Source organism: Natrinema zhouii (assembly GCF_013456555.2).
Taxonomy (GTDB): Archaea; Halobacteriota; Halobacteria; order Halobacteriales; family Natrialbaceae; genus Natrinema; species Natrinema zhouii.
Map to the genome: position 1 here is coordinate 3,194,314 of NZ_CP059154.1, position 16,202 is coordinate 3,210,515.

Annotated in this window: 15 protein-coding genes and 3 pseudogenes; 7 read left to right on the forward strand and 11 right to left on the reverse strand. The window is 54.3% G+C overall.

Annotation, left to right across the window (positions count from 1 at the left end):
- Positions 1–132 precede the first annotated feature (132 nt).
- A complete protein-coding gene (locus HYG81_RS34620; RefSeq protein ID WP_226375969.1) occupies positions 133–2,286 on the forward strand; it encodes an ATP-binding protein in 2,154 nt (717 codons plus the stop codon).
- A gap of 419 nt (positions 2,287–2,705) precedes the next feature.
- Here HYG81_RS34620 and HYG81_RS34625 read toward each other — a convergent pair whose 3' ends face one another.
- The 4 genes and pseudogenes from HYG81_RS34625 to HYG81_RS34640 form a co-directional block, all read right to left on the reverse strand.
- Positions 2,706–3,497: a hypothetical protein gene (locus HYG81_RS34625; RefSeq protein ID WP_180840711.1), complete on the reverse strand. Its 792-nt coding sequence runs from the start codon at positions 3,495–3,497 to the stop codon at positions 2,706–2,708.
- A gap of 274 nt (positions 3,498–3,771) precedes the next feature.
- Positions 3,772–4,215 (reverse strand): SRPBCC domain-containing protein, encoded by a 444-nt coding sequence (locus HYG81_RS34630; RefSeq protein WP_180840712.1) that lies wholly within the window; start codon positions 4,213–4,215, stop codon positions 3,772–3,774.
- Positions 4,216–4,512: 297 nt separating this feature from the next.
- Positions 4,513–5,208, reverse strand: a complete 696-nt coding sequence (locus HYG81_RS34635; protein ID WP_180840713.1) for a CDGSH iron-sulfur domain-containing protein — start codon at positions 5,206–5,208, stop codon at positions 4,513–4,515.
- 399 nt (positions 5,209–5,607) lie between these two features.
- A pseudogene (locus HYG81_RS34640) lies at positions 5,608–5,781 on the reverse strand (glucose 1-dehydrogenase); the annotation flags it as partial.
- Positions 5,782–5,921: 140 nt separating this feature from the next.
- Here HYG81_RS34640 and HYG81_RS34645 point away from each other — a divergent pair.
- The gene (locus HYG81_RS34645; RefSeq protein WP_180840714.1) at positions 5,922–6,344 is read left to right on the forward strand and encodes a CoA-binding protein; all 423 of its coding nucleotides are present in this window, start codon (positions 5,922–5,924) and stop codon (positions 6,342–6,344) included.
- 97 nt (positions 6,345–6,441) lie between these two features.
- Here HYG81_RS34645 and HYG81_RS34650 read toward each other — a convergent pair.
- From HYG81_RS34650 to HYG81_RS34660, 3 genes and pseudogenes are all read right to left on the reverse strand, one after another.
- A pseudogene (locus HYG81_RS34650) lies at positions 6,442–7,041 on the reverse strand (enolase-like domain-containing protein); the annotation flags it as partial.
- 32 nt (positions 7,042–7,073) lie between these two features.
- Positions 7,074–7,292: a hypothetical protein gene (locus HYG81_RS34655; RefSeq protein ID WP_180840715.1), complete on the reverse strand. Its 219-nt coding sequence runs from the start codon at positions 7,290–7,292 to the stop codon at positions 7,074–7,076.
- A 266-nt stretch (positions 7,293–7,558) separates the two neighbouring features.
- Positions 7,559–8,347 (reverse strand): NAD(P)-binding domain-containing protein, encoded by a 789-nt coding sequence (locus tag HYG81_RS34660; RefSeq protein WP_226375970.1) that lies wholly within the window; start codon positions 8,345–8,347, stop codon positions 7,559–7,561.
- Between the two features lie 217 nt (positions 8,348–8,564).
- On the opposite strand from HYG81_RS34660, the gene HYG81_RS34665 reads away from it, so the two are divergent.
- Entirely contained in the window at positions 8,565–8,924 is a 360-nt protein-coding gene (locus tag HYG81_RS34665; RefSeq protein ID WP_180840716.1) for a winged helix-turn-helix transcriptional regulator, read from the forward strand.
- 111 nt (positions 8,925–9,035) lie between these two features.
- Here the strand turns inward: HYG81_RS34665 and HYG81_RS34670 are convergent, their stop codons facing one another.
- Positions 9,036–9,776, reverse strand: coding sequence for a helix-turn-helix domain-containing protein (locus HYG81_RS34670; protein ID WP_180840717.1), 741 nt, complete (start codon positions 9,774–9,776; stop codon positions 9,036–9,038).
- 72 nt (positions 9,777–9,848) lie between these two features.
- Between HYG81_RS34670 and HYG81_RS34675 the strand changes: the two genes are divergently transcribed.
- A complete protein-coding gene (locus HYG81_RS34675) occupies positions 9,849–10,478 on the forward strand; it encodes a PaaI family thioesterase (protein ID WP_180840718.1) in 630 nt (209 codons plus the stop codon).
- Entirely contained in the window at positions 10,475–11,818 is a 1,344-nt protein-coding gene (locus HYG81_RS34680) for an MFS transporter (protein ID WP_180840719.1), read from the forward strand. Before HYG81_RS34675 ends, HYG81_RS34680 begins: the two co-directional genes overlap by 4 nt.
- A gap of 148 nt (positions 11,819–11,966) precedes the next feature.
- Here the strand turns inward: HYG81_RS34680 and HYG81_RS34685 are convergent.
- Positions 11,967–12,128 (reverse strand): annotated as a pseudogene (locus tag HYG81_RS34685) (IMP dehydrogenase); the annotation flags it as partial.
- Positions 12,129–12,530: 402 nt separating this feature from the next.
- Between HYG81_RS34685 and HYG81_RS34690 the strand changes: the two are divergent.
- A complete protein-coding gene (locus HYG81_RS34690) occupies positions 12,531–13,541 on the forward strand; it encodes a tyrosine-type recombinase/integrase (RefSeq protein ID WP_180840721.1) in 1,011 nt (336 codons plus the stop codon).
- Positions 13,542–13,599: 58 nt separating this feature from the next.
- Positions 13,600–15,024 carry an ApeA N-terminal domain 1-containing protein gene (locus tag HYG81_RS34695; protein ID WP_180840722.1) on the forward strand — a complete coding sequence of 475 codons (1,425 nt, stop codon included), beginning with the start codon at positions 13,600–13,602 and terminating at the stop codon, positions 15,022–15,024.
- Positions 15,025–15,031: 7 nt separating this feature from the next.
- Here the strand turns inward: HYG81_RS34695 and HYG81_RS34700 are convergent, their stop codons facing one another.
- Together HYG81_RS34700 and HYG81_RS34705 are read right to left on the reverse strand one after the other, a co-directional pair.
- On the reverse strand, positions 15,032–15,568 hold the full coding sequence (locus HYG81_RS34700; protein ID WP_180840723.1) for a PIN domain-containing protein: 537 nt from the start codon (positions 15,566–15,568) through the stop codon (positions 15,032–15,034).
- Positions 15,561–16,190, reverse strand: coding sequence for a DUF7437 domain-containing protein (locus HYG81_RS34705; RefSeq protein ID WP_219628701.1), 630 nt, complete (start codon positions 16,188–16,190; stop codon positions 15,561–15,563). The genes HYG81_RS34700 and HYG81_RS34705 overlap by 8 nt, the downstream gene beginning before the upstream one ends.
- Between the last annotated feature and the right edge of the window lie 12 nt (positions 16,191–16,202).

The following is a 16,202-nucleotide window of genomic DNA, read 5'->3' on the forward strand; positions in this document are numbered from 1 at the left end:
CGTTACGTGCAGTTCGATACGTCGAAACCGGTCAAAATCACTCGATTCCAGTGTGCGTGACGACGTTTCTTTCCCCAATACCGAATCGGGACCGCATCACCGGGCGCAATTCTAATGATGACGGTCGGTAGAATGCTACCAGTGGTCAGTTGGAACCGAGCCATCGCCGTCGTCGGTGGGAGGCGCATCGTCATCGCCCTCGGCGTGCTGTACGTCGCGCTCGCTACGGGGCGGGCGTTCGTCCGAATCGGGGCAGGGACCCCGCTCGAGAACGTTCTCATCATCTCGCTCCTCATCGCCGGTCCCGGACTCGTCCTCCTCTCCGTGGGGTATCGGTTGCCTACGTTCGATATCGACGCCGAATTCTACGAGACGATCGCGACGTGGTGTCTCGTCGGATTCGGGGTAATGGCGAGCGTCCTCGTCGTGTACAGCCTGCAACCGGGCGAGGTCGTCGATGACGCGGCGACGATCCTTATCTTGACGGCGCTCGCCAGCGTCGCCGGGCTCGCCGCCGGGATCCACGACGGGGTGGCCAAAACGCGAACGCGCGAACTCGAAACCCGCAACCGAGAGCTCCAGTTCGCCCAGACGGAACTCGAGGAAACCGTCGATCGGCTCGAGGAGGCCAACAGTCAGCTCGCGAATTCGAACGAACGACTCGAACACTATCAGACCTACACCGACCACGTGCTGAACGCCATTCACGACATTTTCTACGTGCTCGAGGCGGACGGCACGCTGCAGCGGTGGAACGAGAGCCTCTGTGCGGTGACGGGCTACTCGGATTCGGACATCGAATCGATGACGGCTGCGGCGTTCGTCGATGCTGACGATCGCGAGAGGGTCCGAAACGCGATCGCAGACGGATTCGAAACCGGAAGTCTGCAACTCGAGGCGGCGCTTCAGACCAGTGACGGCGCGTCCATCCCCTACGAGTTCGCTGCCTCGAGACTCGAGACCCCCGACGGCGAACCGGTGATTGCAGGTATCGGCCGCGATATCTCCGGGCGCAGAGCGCGCGAACGGGAACTCGAGCAGCGTGCCCAGCAGCAGCAGGTCGTAGCCGATCTCGGCCAGCTCGCACTCGAGACCGACGATATCGACGAGCTCATGCGCGACGCGACCCGGCGGGTGGCGGCCGTCCTCGACAACGAGTACTGCAAAGTCCTCGACCTCGACGAGGGGAGCAATGACCTCCTGCTCCGGCAGGGCGTCGGCTGGGACGAGGGTCTCGTCGGTAACGCGACGGTGTCCGCCGTCGAAACGGACTCTCAGGCGGCGTACACGCTCGCGAACGATCACCCGATCGTAGTCGAAGATCTCACGACGGAATCGCGCTTCAGCGGGCCCGAGTTACTGCGGAGTCACGACGTCCGTAGCGGTATCAGTACCATCATCGGCCCGGCTGACAATCCGTGGGGCATCCTCGGCACGCACGACACCGACAGCAAATCGTTCACCGACGAGGACGTGACCTTCGTCCAGAGCGTCGCCAACGTCCTCGCCGAGGCGATCGAGCGCCAGCAGTACCAGGCGGAACTCGAAGCGTTGATCGTCGACCTCGAGGAGTCTAACGAACGCTTAGAGCAGTTCGCCTACGCGGCATCCCACGACCTGCAGGAACCGCTGCGGATGGTCTCGAGCTACCTCACGCTGATCGAGCGGCGCTACGGGGACGAACTCGACGAGGACGGCCACGAGTTCCTCGCCTACGCCGTCGACGGGGCCGACCGCATGCGCGAGATGATCGAGGGACTGCTCGAGTACTCGCGCGTCGAGACGCGGGGCGACCCGTTCGAACCGGTCGACCTCGAGGCCGTGCTCGCGGACGTTCGGCAGAACCTGCAGCTAAAAATCGAAGCTCACGAGACCGAGATCACGACAGGAGAGCTCCCCCACGTCGAGGGCGATGCGGGCCAGTTGCGCCAGGTCTTTCAGAATCTGGTGTCGAACGCGATCGAGTACAGCGGCGAGGGGCCGGCTCGAGTGCACGTCTCCGCCGAACGGAACGGGACGGAGTGGACGGTGTCCGTCACGGACAACGGAATCGGTATCGAACCGGCCGATCAGGAGCGCATCTTCGAGGTGTTCCAGCGGCTCCACAGCCGCGAGAAATACGACGGAACCGGGATCGGCCTCGCGCTCTGTGAGCGGATTATCGAACGCCACGGCGGGGAGATCTGGGTCGACTCCGAACCCGGAGCAGGCTCGACCTTCTCGGTGACGCTACCAGCAGTCGACGAGGAACTCGACGACCGCGCATCGGGCGTTCAATCGGCATGAAGGGGCTCGAGGTGTGGACCTGTTGTCATTCATAGCTACTCACTACCGGTCTTACTGCAAAGCCAGTTCTAGCTCACGTATGTTAGTCGTCGGTTCAGTAGGTGACTCTCGAGGGATTCGCATGACGGGCTGTACCCGCGTGCAAAAGACGGTTGAACTCTTGCACGCCGCGCGGGGAACTGGGAAAAACACCCCGCTGCAGGCTGTTGGATTCCAACCACGTCGTAAGAACATGGGCGCTGCAGGCTCCGGTTCGACTATCGAACGAATCCACCTTTCAGGCGTGAGGCGGCTGAAATCGGGCATTTGAGAATGGGAAAATATGTCTGGTTCTGAATGTGTATTCTAACCCGTGCTGAATAGAGTGCGCATCTCTTGCTCTCCATTTACGGTTGTACCTGGTGTAGCCCGAAAACGGGTTAGCGTTCTCCAGCTTGTACGTCGAAAGAGGCGGTAATCAGCTCGCCATCAGGCTTCGCCTGGAGGAAGAGACGGTATCCACCGGTGGTAGGGAATCGAACGGCGAATCGAACGATACCGTCCTCTGGGTTTGTCTCTTCGGGGTGAACGTGAAGATATGCGAGGTCACCGTCTCGAAGCGCTACGAGGTGGCCGAGTGCACCGAGATACGGATTGAGATGAGCGACGCCGCCTCCACCCTGATGCACCTCGAACTCGATATCGACAGTCTCACCCGCAGGGATCTGGTCTGATGAAAGTTCGACACTGTATCCCTGGACTGCGGCCTCTCGTGTGGTTTGCGGACGCTCTACGTACTGAGCCGGCCCCGACGATAGTATATCTACACCGAGTGTCGTCGGCTGACCATCTACCAGGACGTCAACGAATGCCCGGTAAACGCCGGGATCGGGAAGGACCAACTCTACTGACCACGTCCCGTCGTCGGCCAGTGTCGGATGAAGATGCTGGAAACGCGTGAGGTCACGACGGACGAGAATCAAGTGAGCAAGCTGGTCATGCGTATCTTCGAACTCTGTGACCACGCCACCATTCTCATCGTGTATCTGGTACGTCCACTCGTGCGTTTTCCCCGGCTCCAATCGCGTCTCGGATGCCTCAAGCTGGAGTTGATCTGCGGCGACGGTTAGTCCACCTGGGTGAGCATGACTACCCGCGTCAGTGTACCCGTGAGGAGCATCGTGACCGTGGCGAGTGACTGTGGACTCCGAATCGTGATTGTCGTTATCCATACCTAATGTACGCCCGCCATCACCTACTGTCTTGTCCTGATCGATTATCAACCAATAGAGCCGGAAACGACGAAATCAGGTATCTTGGTGAATATACCCTCTGAGTCGGTCACGTCATACCTGACAGAAGCCGAGTAGTTCGAACCACCTATGCTGAACTCACAGCGCGAGTCGGTCACGCGAGACTGGTTGTTACTGAACCAGTCTTATCGGTCCGTACAGAGGCTGTATCCAGCACCCCATGGCTCGAATAGTTTGGTGCCGTCTGTGCCACTCAGGATGCGGTCTGTTTTTCGACCTGTTGTTTCAGCGCCTCATTCTGTTGATTAAATCCCACTTCGACATCGTCACCGATTCGCCGGTTGATAAAGCCGACCAGCGGCCCGCGGAACGTTTCGGCGTGCGTCAACCGTGTCCGTCCACCGTCATCTAATTCAGTGAGGACGAATCGGTGTTCACCATCATATAAGCCGGGAACGAATAACCGCCCTTTCCATCGGAACTCAATCGGTTCGTCTACAATAAGAACTGTTGGACGGAACGTCATCGGTCGCATGTTCTCGTAGGCCATTTGCACCTCTAACCGCTCACCTTCCATCGATTCGCCATTTATTTTCATCACGGGATTCCACTCTGGATACGATTCGAAATCCGTCAAAACACGCCAGACAGCGTTGGGTGGTGCATCGATTTCAATCTCGGTTACAATTTCATCCATATAATACGTACGTGCTCTGAGGGCAAAACCTAGCACCCACTCTGGTACAGTTATTGTAAGACTCGCACCTGCACTCTACCAGCCAATTCAGAGCTACCCTCCCCAGTTAAACGAATCCGCCGTACTGAACCCATCCTCTGTATCCGGCTCGCAGTTTATGACAACCGTTCGGTGATTTGTTCGACCGCTGCTGTATACATAGTGCGTACCTCGAAAGGATAAGTTATCCGCTCTGCTACCTATCTGCGGTGACGACGTACCATTCCATTGGCGAGAGAACGGGTTACAGGAGAGTCACTATTCGTTGGTTGAGAACCCGATTTCACTGTGAGAACCGTCGCAGAATGGCTTCTCCGCAGACGCCCCGCATCGACAAAGTGCAGCCCCCTCGTAGTGACGTTCCGTGTCATCCTCTCGAATGCGGAATGGGCCATCGATTTGAAACGGACCGTCTACGGTGAGTGTGACGGTTACAGAGCTTGAAGAATCTTGATCGCTATCTGCTTCCGAGTCCTCCGATCCATCGGTAGCATCAATGGACACTCCCGGGATGGCATGGTCAGTTGGAACGCCATCGGCTTCGAATACTCGTTCGTGACTCTGATCACACAATGGCTTGTTCTCGGAGTGCCCGCAACGACAGAGTGCTACGCGGGTATCTTCAAGTATTGTCTCGCCACTCGGAGTCTGAAGCTCGATATCTCCATAGAGATACAGTGGTCCATTCGCAGCAACTGTCACAGTATTCTTTTCTGGTGGGGCTTCACCGGCGGCCTCATCAAGCCGTTCGTAGTGAAGTGCGCCAGTCGGACAACGCCTGACAACGTCGGCTACCCCGTCTGGATCAACCGCCTCTAAATCGATCCATGGGCGTTCCTCTGGGTCGAAGACATCCGGTAAGCCGTGGACGCACTCTTGAACGTGAATGCAACGGTTGGCATCGAAGCTAACTTCGATGTCTTCCCCGTGGTATCGATGTACGTCTTCTTCCATAGCGTGTCTACGGGGTCACGGTGGTTAGTGATTGTGCCGTTGCAATTGGGATCGGTTACGAAGATCTTCGGAATCGGAAAATCACTCACAGGGAGCTTATGTGTCGGCTCGACGAATAACCAGCAATGTCACTGTACGATTCCCTCGCTGATTTGCCGGTCCAGATCGACCGGTACGACCAGGAACTCTTCGAGAAAGAGACATCGAGCGAATTCCAACGAGTGACGAGCGTCGTTTGACTCCACGGGAACGGTGAGACGGGAACTGGGGAAGATGTAACGTACGAACCCGACGTCCACCGAGCAGTTGCCGAAGGCTCGGCACCCCTGCCAATCGACGGCGAGTATACGCACCAATCAGTGTGCAGAGTGCATCGAGGCGTCCATGGTCGTCAACTACCGAGTTGAACATCTGCTCGACGGCACCTTCGTCAGTGAAGTCAACGTCGTAGAAATGAACATGGTCCGCATCGAGTAGTGCCGCGGCGTCGCCATCGTCCGGCGGATGACGAGCGCTCATACAAACGGTCGCGCCAGCGTTATGGAATCGTTTGACTGTTGCTGTGCCGAGGATACCACTCGCACCGGTTACGAGAACGACCTAGTCAGTAAAACCGAAGGATGTCGACATCCATTCCGGATACGAGACTGAGCCGAATAAAGTGGAGGGGTCTCCGGCGGTACGCTGATTTTCCGGGAGTTAGTAGTTCGAGTATGCCAGTCGAAGATAACGACGAACTCCGACGAATTCTCGGTTACGACCGCGTTGCAGTCGTTGGAGCCTCGACGTCGTACGAGAAGGCGGCACACATCGTGCCAGCGTATCTTCAGCGTCACGGCTACAAAATCATCCCCGTAAATCCAAACGCGGACGAGGTACTCGGAAAACGGGCCTACGATTCACTGGCCGACGTTGCAGAGACTATCGACATCGTCGAGATCTTCCGGCCGAGTGAGGAAATCCCGGAAATTGTCGAACAGGCGGTGGCTCGGGACGACGTGAAGGTAATCTGGATGCAGCTTGGGATACGGAACGACGAGGCAGCACAAACGGCAGAAGTGGCTGGGTTAGACGTGGTTCAAGATCGCTGTATGAAGATTGAACATGGCCAGCTTATTCGTCACCCGATGGACTGACCGTCGTGAGAGTCATCAAACTCGATCAGTCAGTAACTTACCTGTCGCTTCGAAGGACAAAAAATCATAATTCTATGTTTTCCCGACGAGGTGTTCGCTACCTCCAGGAGAGACCCCGAGAGGTCGTCGGTGGCGCGAGTGGACTGGTCGGGAGATCGTCACTCGGATCCGGATCATTGTACGCCTTCGGGGCCACGTCATTCGCGGCGTCCGGGTAGAACAGGGACGCGATCGCGTGGAGGTGTTCGCGGCCGACATCGAGTTCGAACTGCCCCCCACCGAACATCTGGATATTATGGTCCCGGCAGTAATCGATGGTGTCGAACAACGATTGGACTGAACCGAACCGGGAGGGTTTGATATTGAGCCACTCCGGTTCCCACGGCAGCTCTTCGACCGTCTCGACACTGCGAATGGGGTAGTCCCACGTCACGCGTTCCTCGTGGCCGTCGAATAGCGGTCGTGTCTCGTCGGTCAACGCTGGGTCTTCGATGAGTGCATCCGGGAAGCCCTCGATGACCCGTTCGTAGAGATCGGGATCGGCGGGCTGGTCAACAGTCGTTCCGTGATACTGGCCTTTCAGATCGAGTGTTCGAACGGCGTCACTCGCGGCCAACCGATCGACGACATCGTCCGTCCAGCCCGAAGTCGGATCGAGTTTAAACTCCAGATCGGGATTCCGGTCGAGCCAGTCGATGATCCACACCGAAGGGACTGGGCACTCAACGGCTACTTATGTCCACACGTGTTCTCGTCGTCGGCGAACCCATCGGTCAACACCATCTCCTGCAGGAATTCCGACTGCTTCGCATCGCTCACTTTTCGCTCGCGGGTGAGTCTGAACATCGTCATGAGGAGTTGGAGGGCGTTTCCTGGCCCACTTGTAATCTCCTGCCTAATCCATCCTCTCCCTCTCTCGTGGGCGGCACTGCATGCTGATTCGGGCATCGATAATAAGCCTTATTTGCCCTACACTTATTTGTAAGAATTTTGAGGAGGGCGAGATACGTTTTGACTTTTGGTTTCGACCCGGACGACCTGATCTGTGCTGAGGTCACTATCAGCCTGTGTTGCGACTGTGGCTAGTACGTGTTTGATAGCGGTTTGCTCGGTCTCGGCGTTGATGATGACAGCGTGTAGGTTGTCGTCGGTGTCGATACCGACGTGGTATTCGGGCATATGCTGGTGTTGGTCTGCTGGAGAGCTTGTGAGTCTTAACTAAAGGGGAATGACTTAAGATATTGACTGGTGAGTTGTTCTGTCCCCCGACGAAGATGTTCTGAGAGAGACTCTTCACTCATGTCTAATTCATTAGCTAGTTCTTGGATTGTGACTTCCTGCGCGGGGCTGTAATAGCCGTTTTCATATGCAGCTACAGTCGCTTTGAGTGCCGCTAACCGCGTCCGTGCCTCACTCGCGGTCAGTGAGCCAGTATAGATCGGCGAACCCGGTTCTATGTGACGGCCTCCCTCAGTAAGTGGACCTGTATCCACAGGAGTGAATCCAATATCTTCGATAAGACTCGAAACTACACTTTTCGCCTCATCATCATCCCCAGCGATAAATATCGCAAAACGATCATCTGGGTCGGCCTCAAGCCGTTGTCCGTCTCGGAGGTTTTCCCAATAAATAGAATTGAATGCCTTGATGACTCTTGAGTCTTCGAGATGATCCGCAACGAGGTCTGTATGTGTCTTCCCTACGTCGGTTAGTCCATCACGCCCCGGATAATAATTTGAGGCACTGATAACGATCTTATCACTGAGAGTGTCCGCAGGGAGGGATTTGTATGCATTGAACGGAATGGCCTCCATGACGACTTCGCCGAAATCGGCTGCCTCAGAGACGGTCCCCGCATGAGCGTTGCTTCCCAGATCGTCAACGAGATCGGTGAGTGTTTCTGGCCCCCGAGAATTGCTGATCATAACCTCGTGGCCTGCTTCAACGAAGTTCTGAGCGGCTGTACTCCCGACATTCCCTGCGCCAATCATTCCGATTTTCATCAATGGTCTCCTGTTACAGCCTATGAGTGGGGACGTGAAAAGCTACCAAGTTAGGAGTCTGGTTGCTACTACCGAGAGTGGAAGTGAGGGATCAACGTATCAATCCATACCCGTCTCAATTGAAACCTGAAGTACGCGACTCGCTCCTCCTGTAGTATCCTCAACTGAGGATACTCCTCTTCGGAACCTCTATTACTACGAATTTCGTAGTGGTGGTATGAGCGAAGGCAAAGAAAGTCAAGGGTCAAAACGGGGTGAAGGGGTTGATGAGAGTACGCTCTTTTCACTTCTTGGGAAGGCACATACCTTAGCAATCCTCAATGAAGTTGTCACTACAGACAAGCAGTCGATCCGTTTCGGCGAACTCCAAGATTCGCTCGAACTTTCGCCGAATACACTCTCTCGACGACTCGATGAACTTGTTGAAGTTGGGTTTCTTGAACGTACACAGTACGACGAAATTCCGCCACGAGTAGAATACGAAGAAACAGAAATGGTAAACGATCTCACGCCCGTTTTTCGAGGACTAGAGATATGGATGGAACGGCACGGATCAGATCAACTTGAGTGTTCCTGAGAATCAGTAGTTCGGGTCTGTTGGAATCCTCAAAAAACCGTTCTCGTCCAGTAATTACTCGCATTCAGATCGTTTCAGCTACACCACAGAGTGACTCTAACTCTGCCTGTATCAGGTATTGATAGTATCGCTCCGGTCATCACTAAATGCCGAGTTTGTCAACCACTGTTCTGCCCGACGGAGTCGGTACCGAAGTGTCGATTTCGGCAGTTCAAGCTCACTCGCCACGTCCGCAAGTGTTGCTTCTCGCGGCGTCCCATAGTACCCACACTCAACGGCTGTCTCGATGGCCTGACGCTGCTCGTATGGGAGCGTCATCTGTGAGAAATCGGGACTTGGCCAGGCCGATGGAGAGCCAACTTGACTAAGTGAGAGTTCTACCCCTTCTGGAAGCCCGTCTTGTAACTTATCGAATATTTCGCCGCCCATCGTCTCGCCCGGGAGGAGGACTCGCCACTCGTAGACATTCTCGCAACGCCGCGCGTCAAACAATGCGCCATCCCCGACCGTCCGGGTTGTCATGAAGGGGATGGAGTGGCAATATCTCCCGCCAGATGTAAACGCATAGACAAGCCGACTCCAGTTCTCCTCTGCAACCACCTCATACTCGCCATTGATACTGCACCCAGGATGCTCACCGAGACACTCGCTGCACACCGACGTATCTGTCATCACCCGCTCTACTTCATCAAGCGCCTCTTCTGGCCCCACGAATCGGTCCACACGCCAGAACCCCGCAGTTGAGCCCGCAATCCGAAGCGCACGACCAACAAGCTCTGGATACGAGATGAAGACGTCCATGAGCGGATCAGCACCCTGTTCGTACTTGGCTGCAAAAATGTATTCGTGCATGTACAGTACTCGAATTCGAATCCACAAGTCGCTTCGGGTACTTATCTGATGAATTGGAACCAATAGTTGCGTATGCACGAACCAATATTCACGTGGTATCTCCCCCAACAATACGGCGTGAACGATACTGACACCCGCAGCGTGGAAGTAGAACTACCCACCGACGTGTACAGACAACTGGCGGATGACGACAAGACAGTCGCGGACACCATCGCATCTCTCGCTACCGACCGCGTACAGCTGCAACGGTCCATCAACGCCTATTCGAACCGTGACGACGGAGACGCAGAGACGGACACTAATCCGCTAGAGACGAATCCGCCAATCGCAGAATTACTCGGATTTCAATTGGAATCCGTTGATGACGGCGAAGCAGTCGTTACGTTCGAACCCGGCCCCGAACACGCCAATCCTATGGGGACGCTCCACGGTGGCGTGCTCTGTGACATCGGCGATTTGGCTATGGGCGCAGCCTATGCGAGTACGCTCGCTGATGATGAATCGTTCACGACGCTTGAATTGGACGTGAAGTTCCGGCGGCCTGTTTGGGAAGAGCCGCTTACTGCCACGGCGCAGGTTATGGACGCCGGGCGAACCGTGGGGCTGGTCACATGTGACATCACCGGGCCGGAGGAGGAACTCGTTGCACATCTACAGAGTACCTGTTTGACGCTCCGAGGCGACTCCGCTGAAGGTCGATGAGCGAGGACCCTGCCTCCATCCGTTCAGCGGAGCAATCGACCCTCTCTGAGATATGGACAAATCCATCTCACCGTCGATGGATCGGCTGGGCTGTCCTGGCTTTCGCATTTCTCTCCGTTGGACTGCACCGGACGTCAATGGGTGTTCTCGCCGAAACCCTTGTCAGAACGTTCGAGATGAGCGGGGCTGAGTTAGGGTTCTTGCACTCGTCGTTCTTTTATCTCTACGCTGCGCTTCAACTTCCAGCGGGAATTTTCACTGATTACGTCGGATCACGGAAAACGGCGGTGTACGGCACGCTCGCCATGAGCGTCGGATCAGTAGTATTCGCGCTCAGCCCCTCCTATGTCTGGGCCCTCGTTGCAAGGGCGCTTCTCGGTGTTGGGGCGAGCGTTCTGTATCTGGCGATACTCCGCTTCTGTGCGAACTGGTTTCGAGCGAACGAATTTGCGACGCTGTCTGGACTGACGCTCACGGTCGGCGCTCTGGGAGGAATCCTCGCAACGACCCCGCTGGCAGTTGCTGTGAGTCGAATCGGGTGGCGCGGGTCGATATTCGGAATTGGAATCGCCGGGATTCTCGCCACGGTCGCTGTTTTTCTGGTTGTTAGAAACACCCCGAGCGACGCCGGCCTTTCCCAGATCAACGGCGTTCCCCCGGCCCCTACGCAAAGCGTTGCAGACATTAAATCAAACCTCGCTTCGGTGCTCCGGACGCCTGCAACGTGGCTTCTCGGCGTTCTTCTATTCTGTGGGATCGGCATTGATTACACTATCTTCGGTCTGTGGGGGATTCCGTATCTCGTGCAGTCGTATGGGTTGACTGTCACCCGGGCTTCAACCTACGTGCTCATCGCTGGGATCGGCTGGGTGGGCGGACCGGTCATCTTTGGCGTTGTTTCGGATCGGTTGGAGACACGGATGCCGTTGGTACTGGGTGGGGTCCTCGTTATCTCGGCGATTTGGGTGACATTTGCGGTGGTTGGGACGGTAGGCCTCTACGTAGTCGGGGCATTGTTTTTCATCACGCGGTTTATGGGCGGCGGTGGCGTTCTCGCGTTCACAGTTATAAAGGAGCAATTCAACCCCTCTGCTGCCGGGACTGCGATGGGAGCGATAAACTCGATGGGATGGTTTGGTGCGGCTGTCTTTCCGGTCGTCTTCGGAGCCGTACTTGATACATTTTGGACAGGGGACATGATCAATGGAACGCGCGTCTACACGGAGACGGGATACAGGATTGGGTTTGCTCTCGCGGCTGGTGCTTCACTTCTCATGGTTGTGTGTGCGTTTTGGACGATGCGGCGACTTGACGGCGAATCAACCCCCGGATCAGAATGAAGCGAGATTCTTCTGATTCAATAGAGCGCTGACAGAAAACCCATCGCTCAGTAAGCAGTCCCACGTAACGGATATTTCACCGGCATTATTGTATGGTAAATGGGGTTTCAACAGAGTCTAAGAGATGATGGGATACGGTTCTGACGATCTACTCGTCCAGCGTCACAAGGGTCTTGATCGCTTCTCGTTCGTCCATTGCCTCGTATCCCTCCGGGACGCTGTCGAGATCGACAGCCTTCGTGAAGACAGGCGATGAGGTAAGGGTGCCATGGAGAATATCATCCATGAGGCCCTCGGTGTACGCCCGGATAGTGTAGAACACCCTAGTTTCGACTGACCTGTGACGAGGTTACTGATCTCCGGGATTAACCGAAGAACGTCTCCTGAATGCGGCCTTTGTAGTCAGACGATGCTTTTCATGGATACGAAGGTATCCCAAATCAATCAGCGATTGATTTTCTCCGTAGCTACCAGTTTGGACGTACGTGAATCCCAGTGATAATCACTCCCTCGTTCGCCCATCGAACGAAAGCAAAATCAGGCCCATTCAATAGATAATCGCCACGCTGTCTGGTGATTATTGCACTTCAAATGTATGGGCGCTGCAGGCTCCGGTTCGACTATCGAACGAATCGACCTTTGAGGCGTGAAGCGGTCGAATTCGAGGGGCTGAAAACAGTGGTTCAAACCGGGGTTCGCGTGGAAACGACCAATGAGTCTCGAACCCATCGAACCCGAACGCGCACTCGAATTGTACATCGCTGACCGCGAAAACAGCGTCACCCAAGCAACCATCTACTCTCATCGTTCACGACTGGGTCACTTCATCCGGTGGTGCGACGACGAAGGTATCACGAATCTGAATGACCTGTCCGGACGACAGCTGCACGAGTTCAGAATTTGGCGGCGAATGGAGGGTGACCTCTCGCCGGCAACTGAGAAGACCCAGATGGATACACTGCGGGTGTTCATCAAGTGGCTGGAGTCGATTGACGGTGTCGAACAGGATCTACACACGAAGGTTCTGTCACCGAACTTGACCGGTGACGACAACATCCGCGATGAGATGCTGGGTTCCGAACGGGCAGATCGGATACTGAACTACTTGGAGAAGTACGAATACGCGTCGCGGCCACACGTCGTTCTCACGCTGATGTGGCATACGATGATGCGAGTGGGTGAAATACACGCACTGGACTGCGCTGATTACGATCCTGCCAAGCAGTCGTTGGAGGTGGCCCACCGTCCCGACACGGGGACGACGCTGAAGAATCAAGGAAAAGGGGAACGCTTTGTTGCCCTTTCAGACCACGTCTGTAAGCTGCTGGATGATTGGTTAGAGCATACTCGACCGTCGGTGACTGACGAGCACAGCCGGGAACCGTTAATTGCGACATCCCAAGGGCGCGCTCATACGACAACGCTGCGCGGTGACTGCTATCGGTTCACGAGGCCTTGTGTCGTGACAGGGGAGTGTCCGCATGGTCGTGAGATCGAACAGTGTGAAGCAACAGCGTACAATGGAGCTTCTGGATGCCCGTCTGTGGAGAGCCCCCACGCACTTCGCAGGGGAGGTATCACTTACGCACTTCAGGAGGGATGGCCAATGAAGGCGGTCGGGGATCGCGCGAACGTCTCAGAAACAGTACTCTCGATGCACTATGATTCACGTTCAGAGGAAGAGAAAATGGAACAGCGGAGGGATTACTTAGACGATCTCTAAGAATACCTGATACTGACAATACTTCGGGTATTATTGTGATTCAGCAGTAGTACCTGGTATGAAAGAGAGAAAGTACTCTGGCCATTGGTGGATCGATGGTGAAAAGGATAACACAATAAGTGGTGAGTTGTTCACATATGAGGGGTCGATGCCCGAGCTACAATTGAACGGTGCATTTCGCCCAAATGAACGCTCTCAGAGCACAATTTCTACAAATAAAATCCACGGAAGAGCAGGGAATGATCTAATCACATTATCAAACTGCCAACGTAACAAAATATCAAACCAAACGGATACATTCGGTACTTCCATAGAATCCGAGTGGGTTGCCCAGTACTGTACAATTGGGCACCCGTACTACAATCAAAATATCGCTCTTGATGAGTTATATGTTGAATTTGAGGGTGTAGGGGATTGGATTCGGTTTGATGGGCTTGATATGGATATGGATATACAGAACCCTCCAATTTGGAGTTCGGGTGATAAGGCCACAATAGAATATACTCAACCAGACTCAGTTGATGCGTGGATTGATGGGGAGAAAATTTCTGTGAGTTTATCTATGGATAGCAATCACGAAAGGGGGGAACAAGCAACAATCAAACTGAAGAACCGATTTAAGATTTCTCCAAATAGGCCGAGAGTCCCCCTAAGCGACTATTTTCCGACGATTTCCAAATTGCAGAACTTTGTCTCATTTGGCGCAAGTGGGAGTGTAGCGAAAAAAGAAATTGGGGGCAAAATCCAAGGAGATGATGTTGAAATCCTCATTCCAGAAAATGCTGAGACAGACATAGAATCCCACCCTCACCGGATGTTGTTTACACTCCCAGATATTGAGTCGAACTTCGCTAAAGTCCTTTCCAACTGGGATAGAATAACTACAGAATATCAAGAGATTATTGATTTGTACTCAGCCGCTTCTTATAACCCAGGGATGTACCCGCGGAATGAACTCCAGAACTATGTTCACTCGCTTGAATCATACCATCGCCAAAAGTGGGGGAATGAATATATGCATCCTTGGACATTCAGTTATTTCTTGAAAGATATCAAAGATATTTTAAAAGGGAATCCTTCAAATGTATACTCGGGTGCGAGCCATCCACTGCGAGAGATGTACAATGTGCCGGATTCAATGGTCCAATCTCTCTCCTATGGCGCTCTTAAGTACTCCAATGAGTACTCGCTTCGTAAGAGGTTATCAGAAATTGTGGACGCACATAGGTCCACTTTGAAAGGTCTACCATTTTCGATAGTGGATAAAGTGGGTTTAGCAACGGACACTAGAAATTATTTTGCTCACTACACCGAAGAACTGCGGAAGAAAGCAGTAACCTCCGGTCCTGAGTTACAAAAATTGGTCTGGGGTGTTAAACAACTAATAGAAGTATGCTTATTAGATGAGTTGGGTATGCCTGAGGATTATATCAAATCCAGATTAGAAAGTAAGTACCAGAACAAATTCGTTAATCCGGTGTGATCTCACTTTATCCAATAAGGTCTATTGCTTGCCAGATATTGATGACACGGATTCGGCCATCATAGTATGTGTTCCTAACTACTCCCGAGATCGCACGTTCTGCGTTCCTATCATCCATTAAGAGGCCTACAGAGTCATGTGCTGTCGAACCAAGAAGCATCACGGCAGCCGCTGGAAGTTCTGAATCAGTCTTCCTCAACTCGTCAGGATCTGTCTGCTCAAACTTCGCCAGTCGCTCATGAACCCGATCCATAATCTGGCCAGCACGCGGCCCGTCGTGCACCCGAACTCCTGGCTGCACGGTATCGATGAGATTGATCCACGATGTTGTGTCGGCTCGATCAATCCAGTCGATACTGATGTATCCGCGTTGCTCCGCAAGTTCCTCCACGACACCCGGTGTCAGATACAGGCCAATTCCCTCTTCTCTGACGTACTGTATGAATGTTTGATATGTGGTGGATTCCGTTCCCCCGATGGTTCGAAGAAAGCTTGTATCGAGAATAAGGGCTGTTGGGAACGGAGACGGATGCTCCTCACTCATCGGCTCGCTGGTACGATCCCTGCTCAATTGCGCGGTCGTGAATGTCCACCTCGAACGTGATGTCGCTGAGGGTTGGGTCGTGGCTTTTCACCACGGCGATGATTCGCTCAATTGCCTGAGTGACGGCGATGCCCTCCACAGCAGGGATACCGAGTTCATCCGCGACACCACGACGCGTTGTCTCGCCTTGCAGGTAAGGGAGCGTGGCCATGACCGCCGGTGCGAGCGCGGCCTTCCCGTGGCGGTCAACGAACAATTCGAGATCGTCGTCCACACTGGTTGCGCCATAGACCGCGATAATGGCGGGGCCGAGTTCGAGGGTTATTTCGTCTGTCCAGTCTCCACTCACGGGGTCGGCACGCCAGAGTGACGAGCCATCTTCGTACTCGTCCAATTCTTCTGCGACACCCAACTCGGCCAGTGTATTCGCGTACTTGTAGGCAGTGCTCTTGGAGAAGCCCTGACGTTCACGGGCTGCCGTGACCGTTGTCGGGGAGTTGATCAAGAGGTCTGTGTAGAACCGCGCGAGATCTGGAGTCCCCAGAAGCTCTTGAATGACGAAAAACCGGTGTGCGGTGTGTCCCGCGTCCGGTGGTTGGATAGGAGTTGGAGCGTTTGACATAGTCCATAGTAC

Coding starts and splice junctions, on each gene's coding strand:
- HYG81_RS34620 (WP_226375969.1), top strand. CDS start 133: ATGCTACCAGTGGTCAGTTGGAACCGAGCCATCGCCGTCGTCGGTGGG.
- HYG81_RS34625 (WP_180840711.1), bottom strand. CDS start 3,497: ATGGATAACGACAATCACGATTCGGAGTCCACAGTCACTCGCCACGGT.
- HYG81_RS34630 (WP_180840712.1), bottom strand. CDS start 4,215: ATGGATGAAATTGTAACCGAGATTGAAATCGATGCACCACCCAACGCT.
- HYG81_RS34635 (WP_180840713.1), bottom strand. CDS start 5,208: ATGGAAGAAGACGTACATCGATACCACGGGGAAGACATCGAAGTTAGC.
- HYG81_RS34645 (WP_180840714.1), top strand. CDS start 5,922: ATGCCAGTCGAAGATAACGACGAACTCCGACGAATTCTCGGTTACGAC.
- HYG81_RS34655 (WP_180840715.1), bottom strand. CDS start 7,292: ATGCCCGAATCAGCATGCAGTGCCGCCCACGAGAGAGGGAGAGGATGG.
- HYG81_RS34660 (WP_226375970.1), bottom strand. CDS start 8,347: ATGAAAATCGGAATGATTGGCGCAGGGAATGTCGGGAGTACAGCCGCT.
- HYG81_RS34665 (WP_180840716.1), top strand. CDS start 8,565: ATGAGCGAAGGCAAAGAAAGTCAAGGGTCAAAACGGGGTGAAGGGGTT.
- HYG81_RS34670 (WP_180840717.1), bottom strand. CDS start 9,776: ATGCACGAATACATTTTTGCAGCCAAGTACGAACAGGGTGCTGATCCG.
- HYG81_RS34675 (WP_180840718.1), top strand. CDS start 9,849: ATGCACGAACCAATATTCACGTGGTATCTCCCCCAACAATACGGCGTG.
- HYG81_RS34680 (WP_180840719.1), top strand. CDS start 10,475: ATGAGCGAGGACCCTGCCTCCATCCGTTCAGCGGAGCAATCGACCCTC.
- HYG81_RS34690 (WP_180840721.1), top strand. CDS start 12,531: ATGAGTCTCGAACCCATCGAACCCGAACGCGCACTCGAATTGTACATC.
- HYG81_RS34695 (WP_180840722.1), top strand. CDS start 13,600: ATGAAAGAGAGAAAGTACTCTGGCCATTGGTGGATCGATGGTGAAAAG.
- HYG81_RS34700 (WP_180840723.1), bottom strand. CDS start 15,568: ATGAGTGAGGAGCATCCGTCTCCGTTCCCAACAGCCCTTATTCTCGAT.
- HYG81_RS34705 (WP_219628701.1), bottom strand. CDS start 16,190: ATGTCAAACGCTCCAACTCCTATCCAACCACCGGACGCGGGACACACC.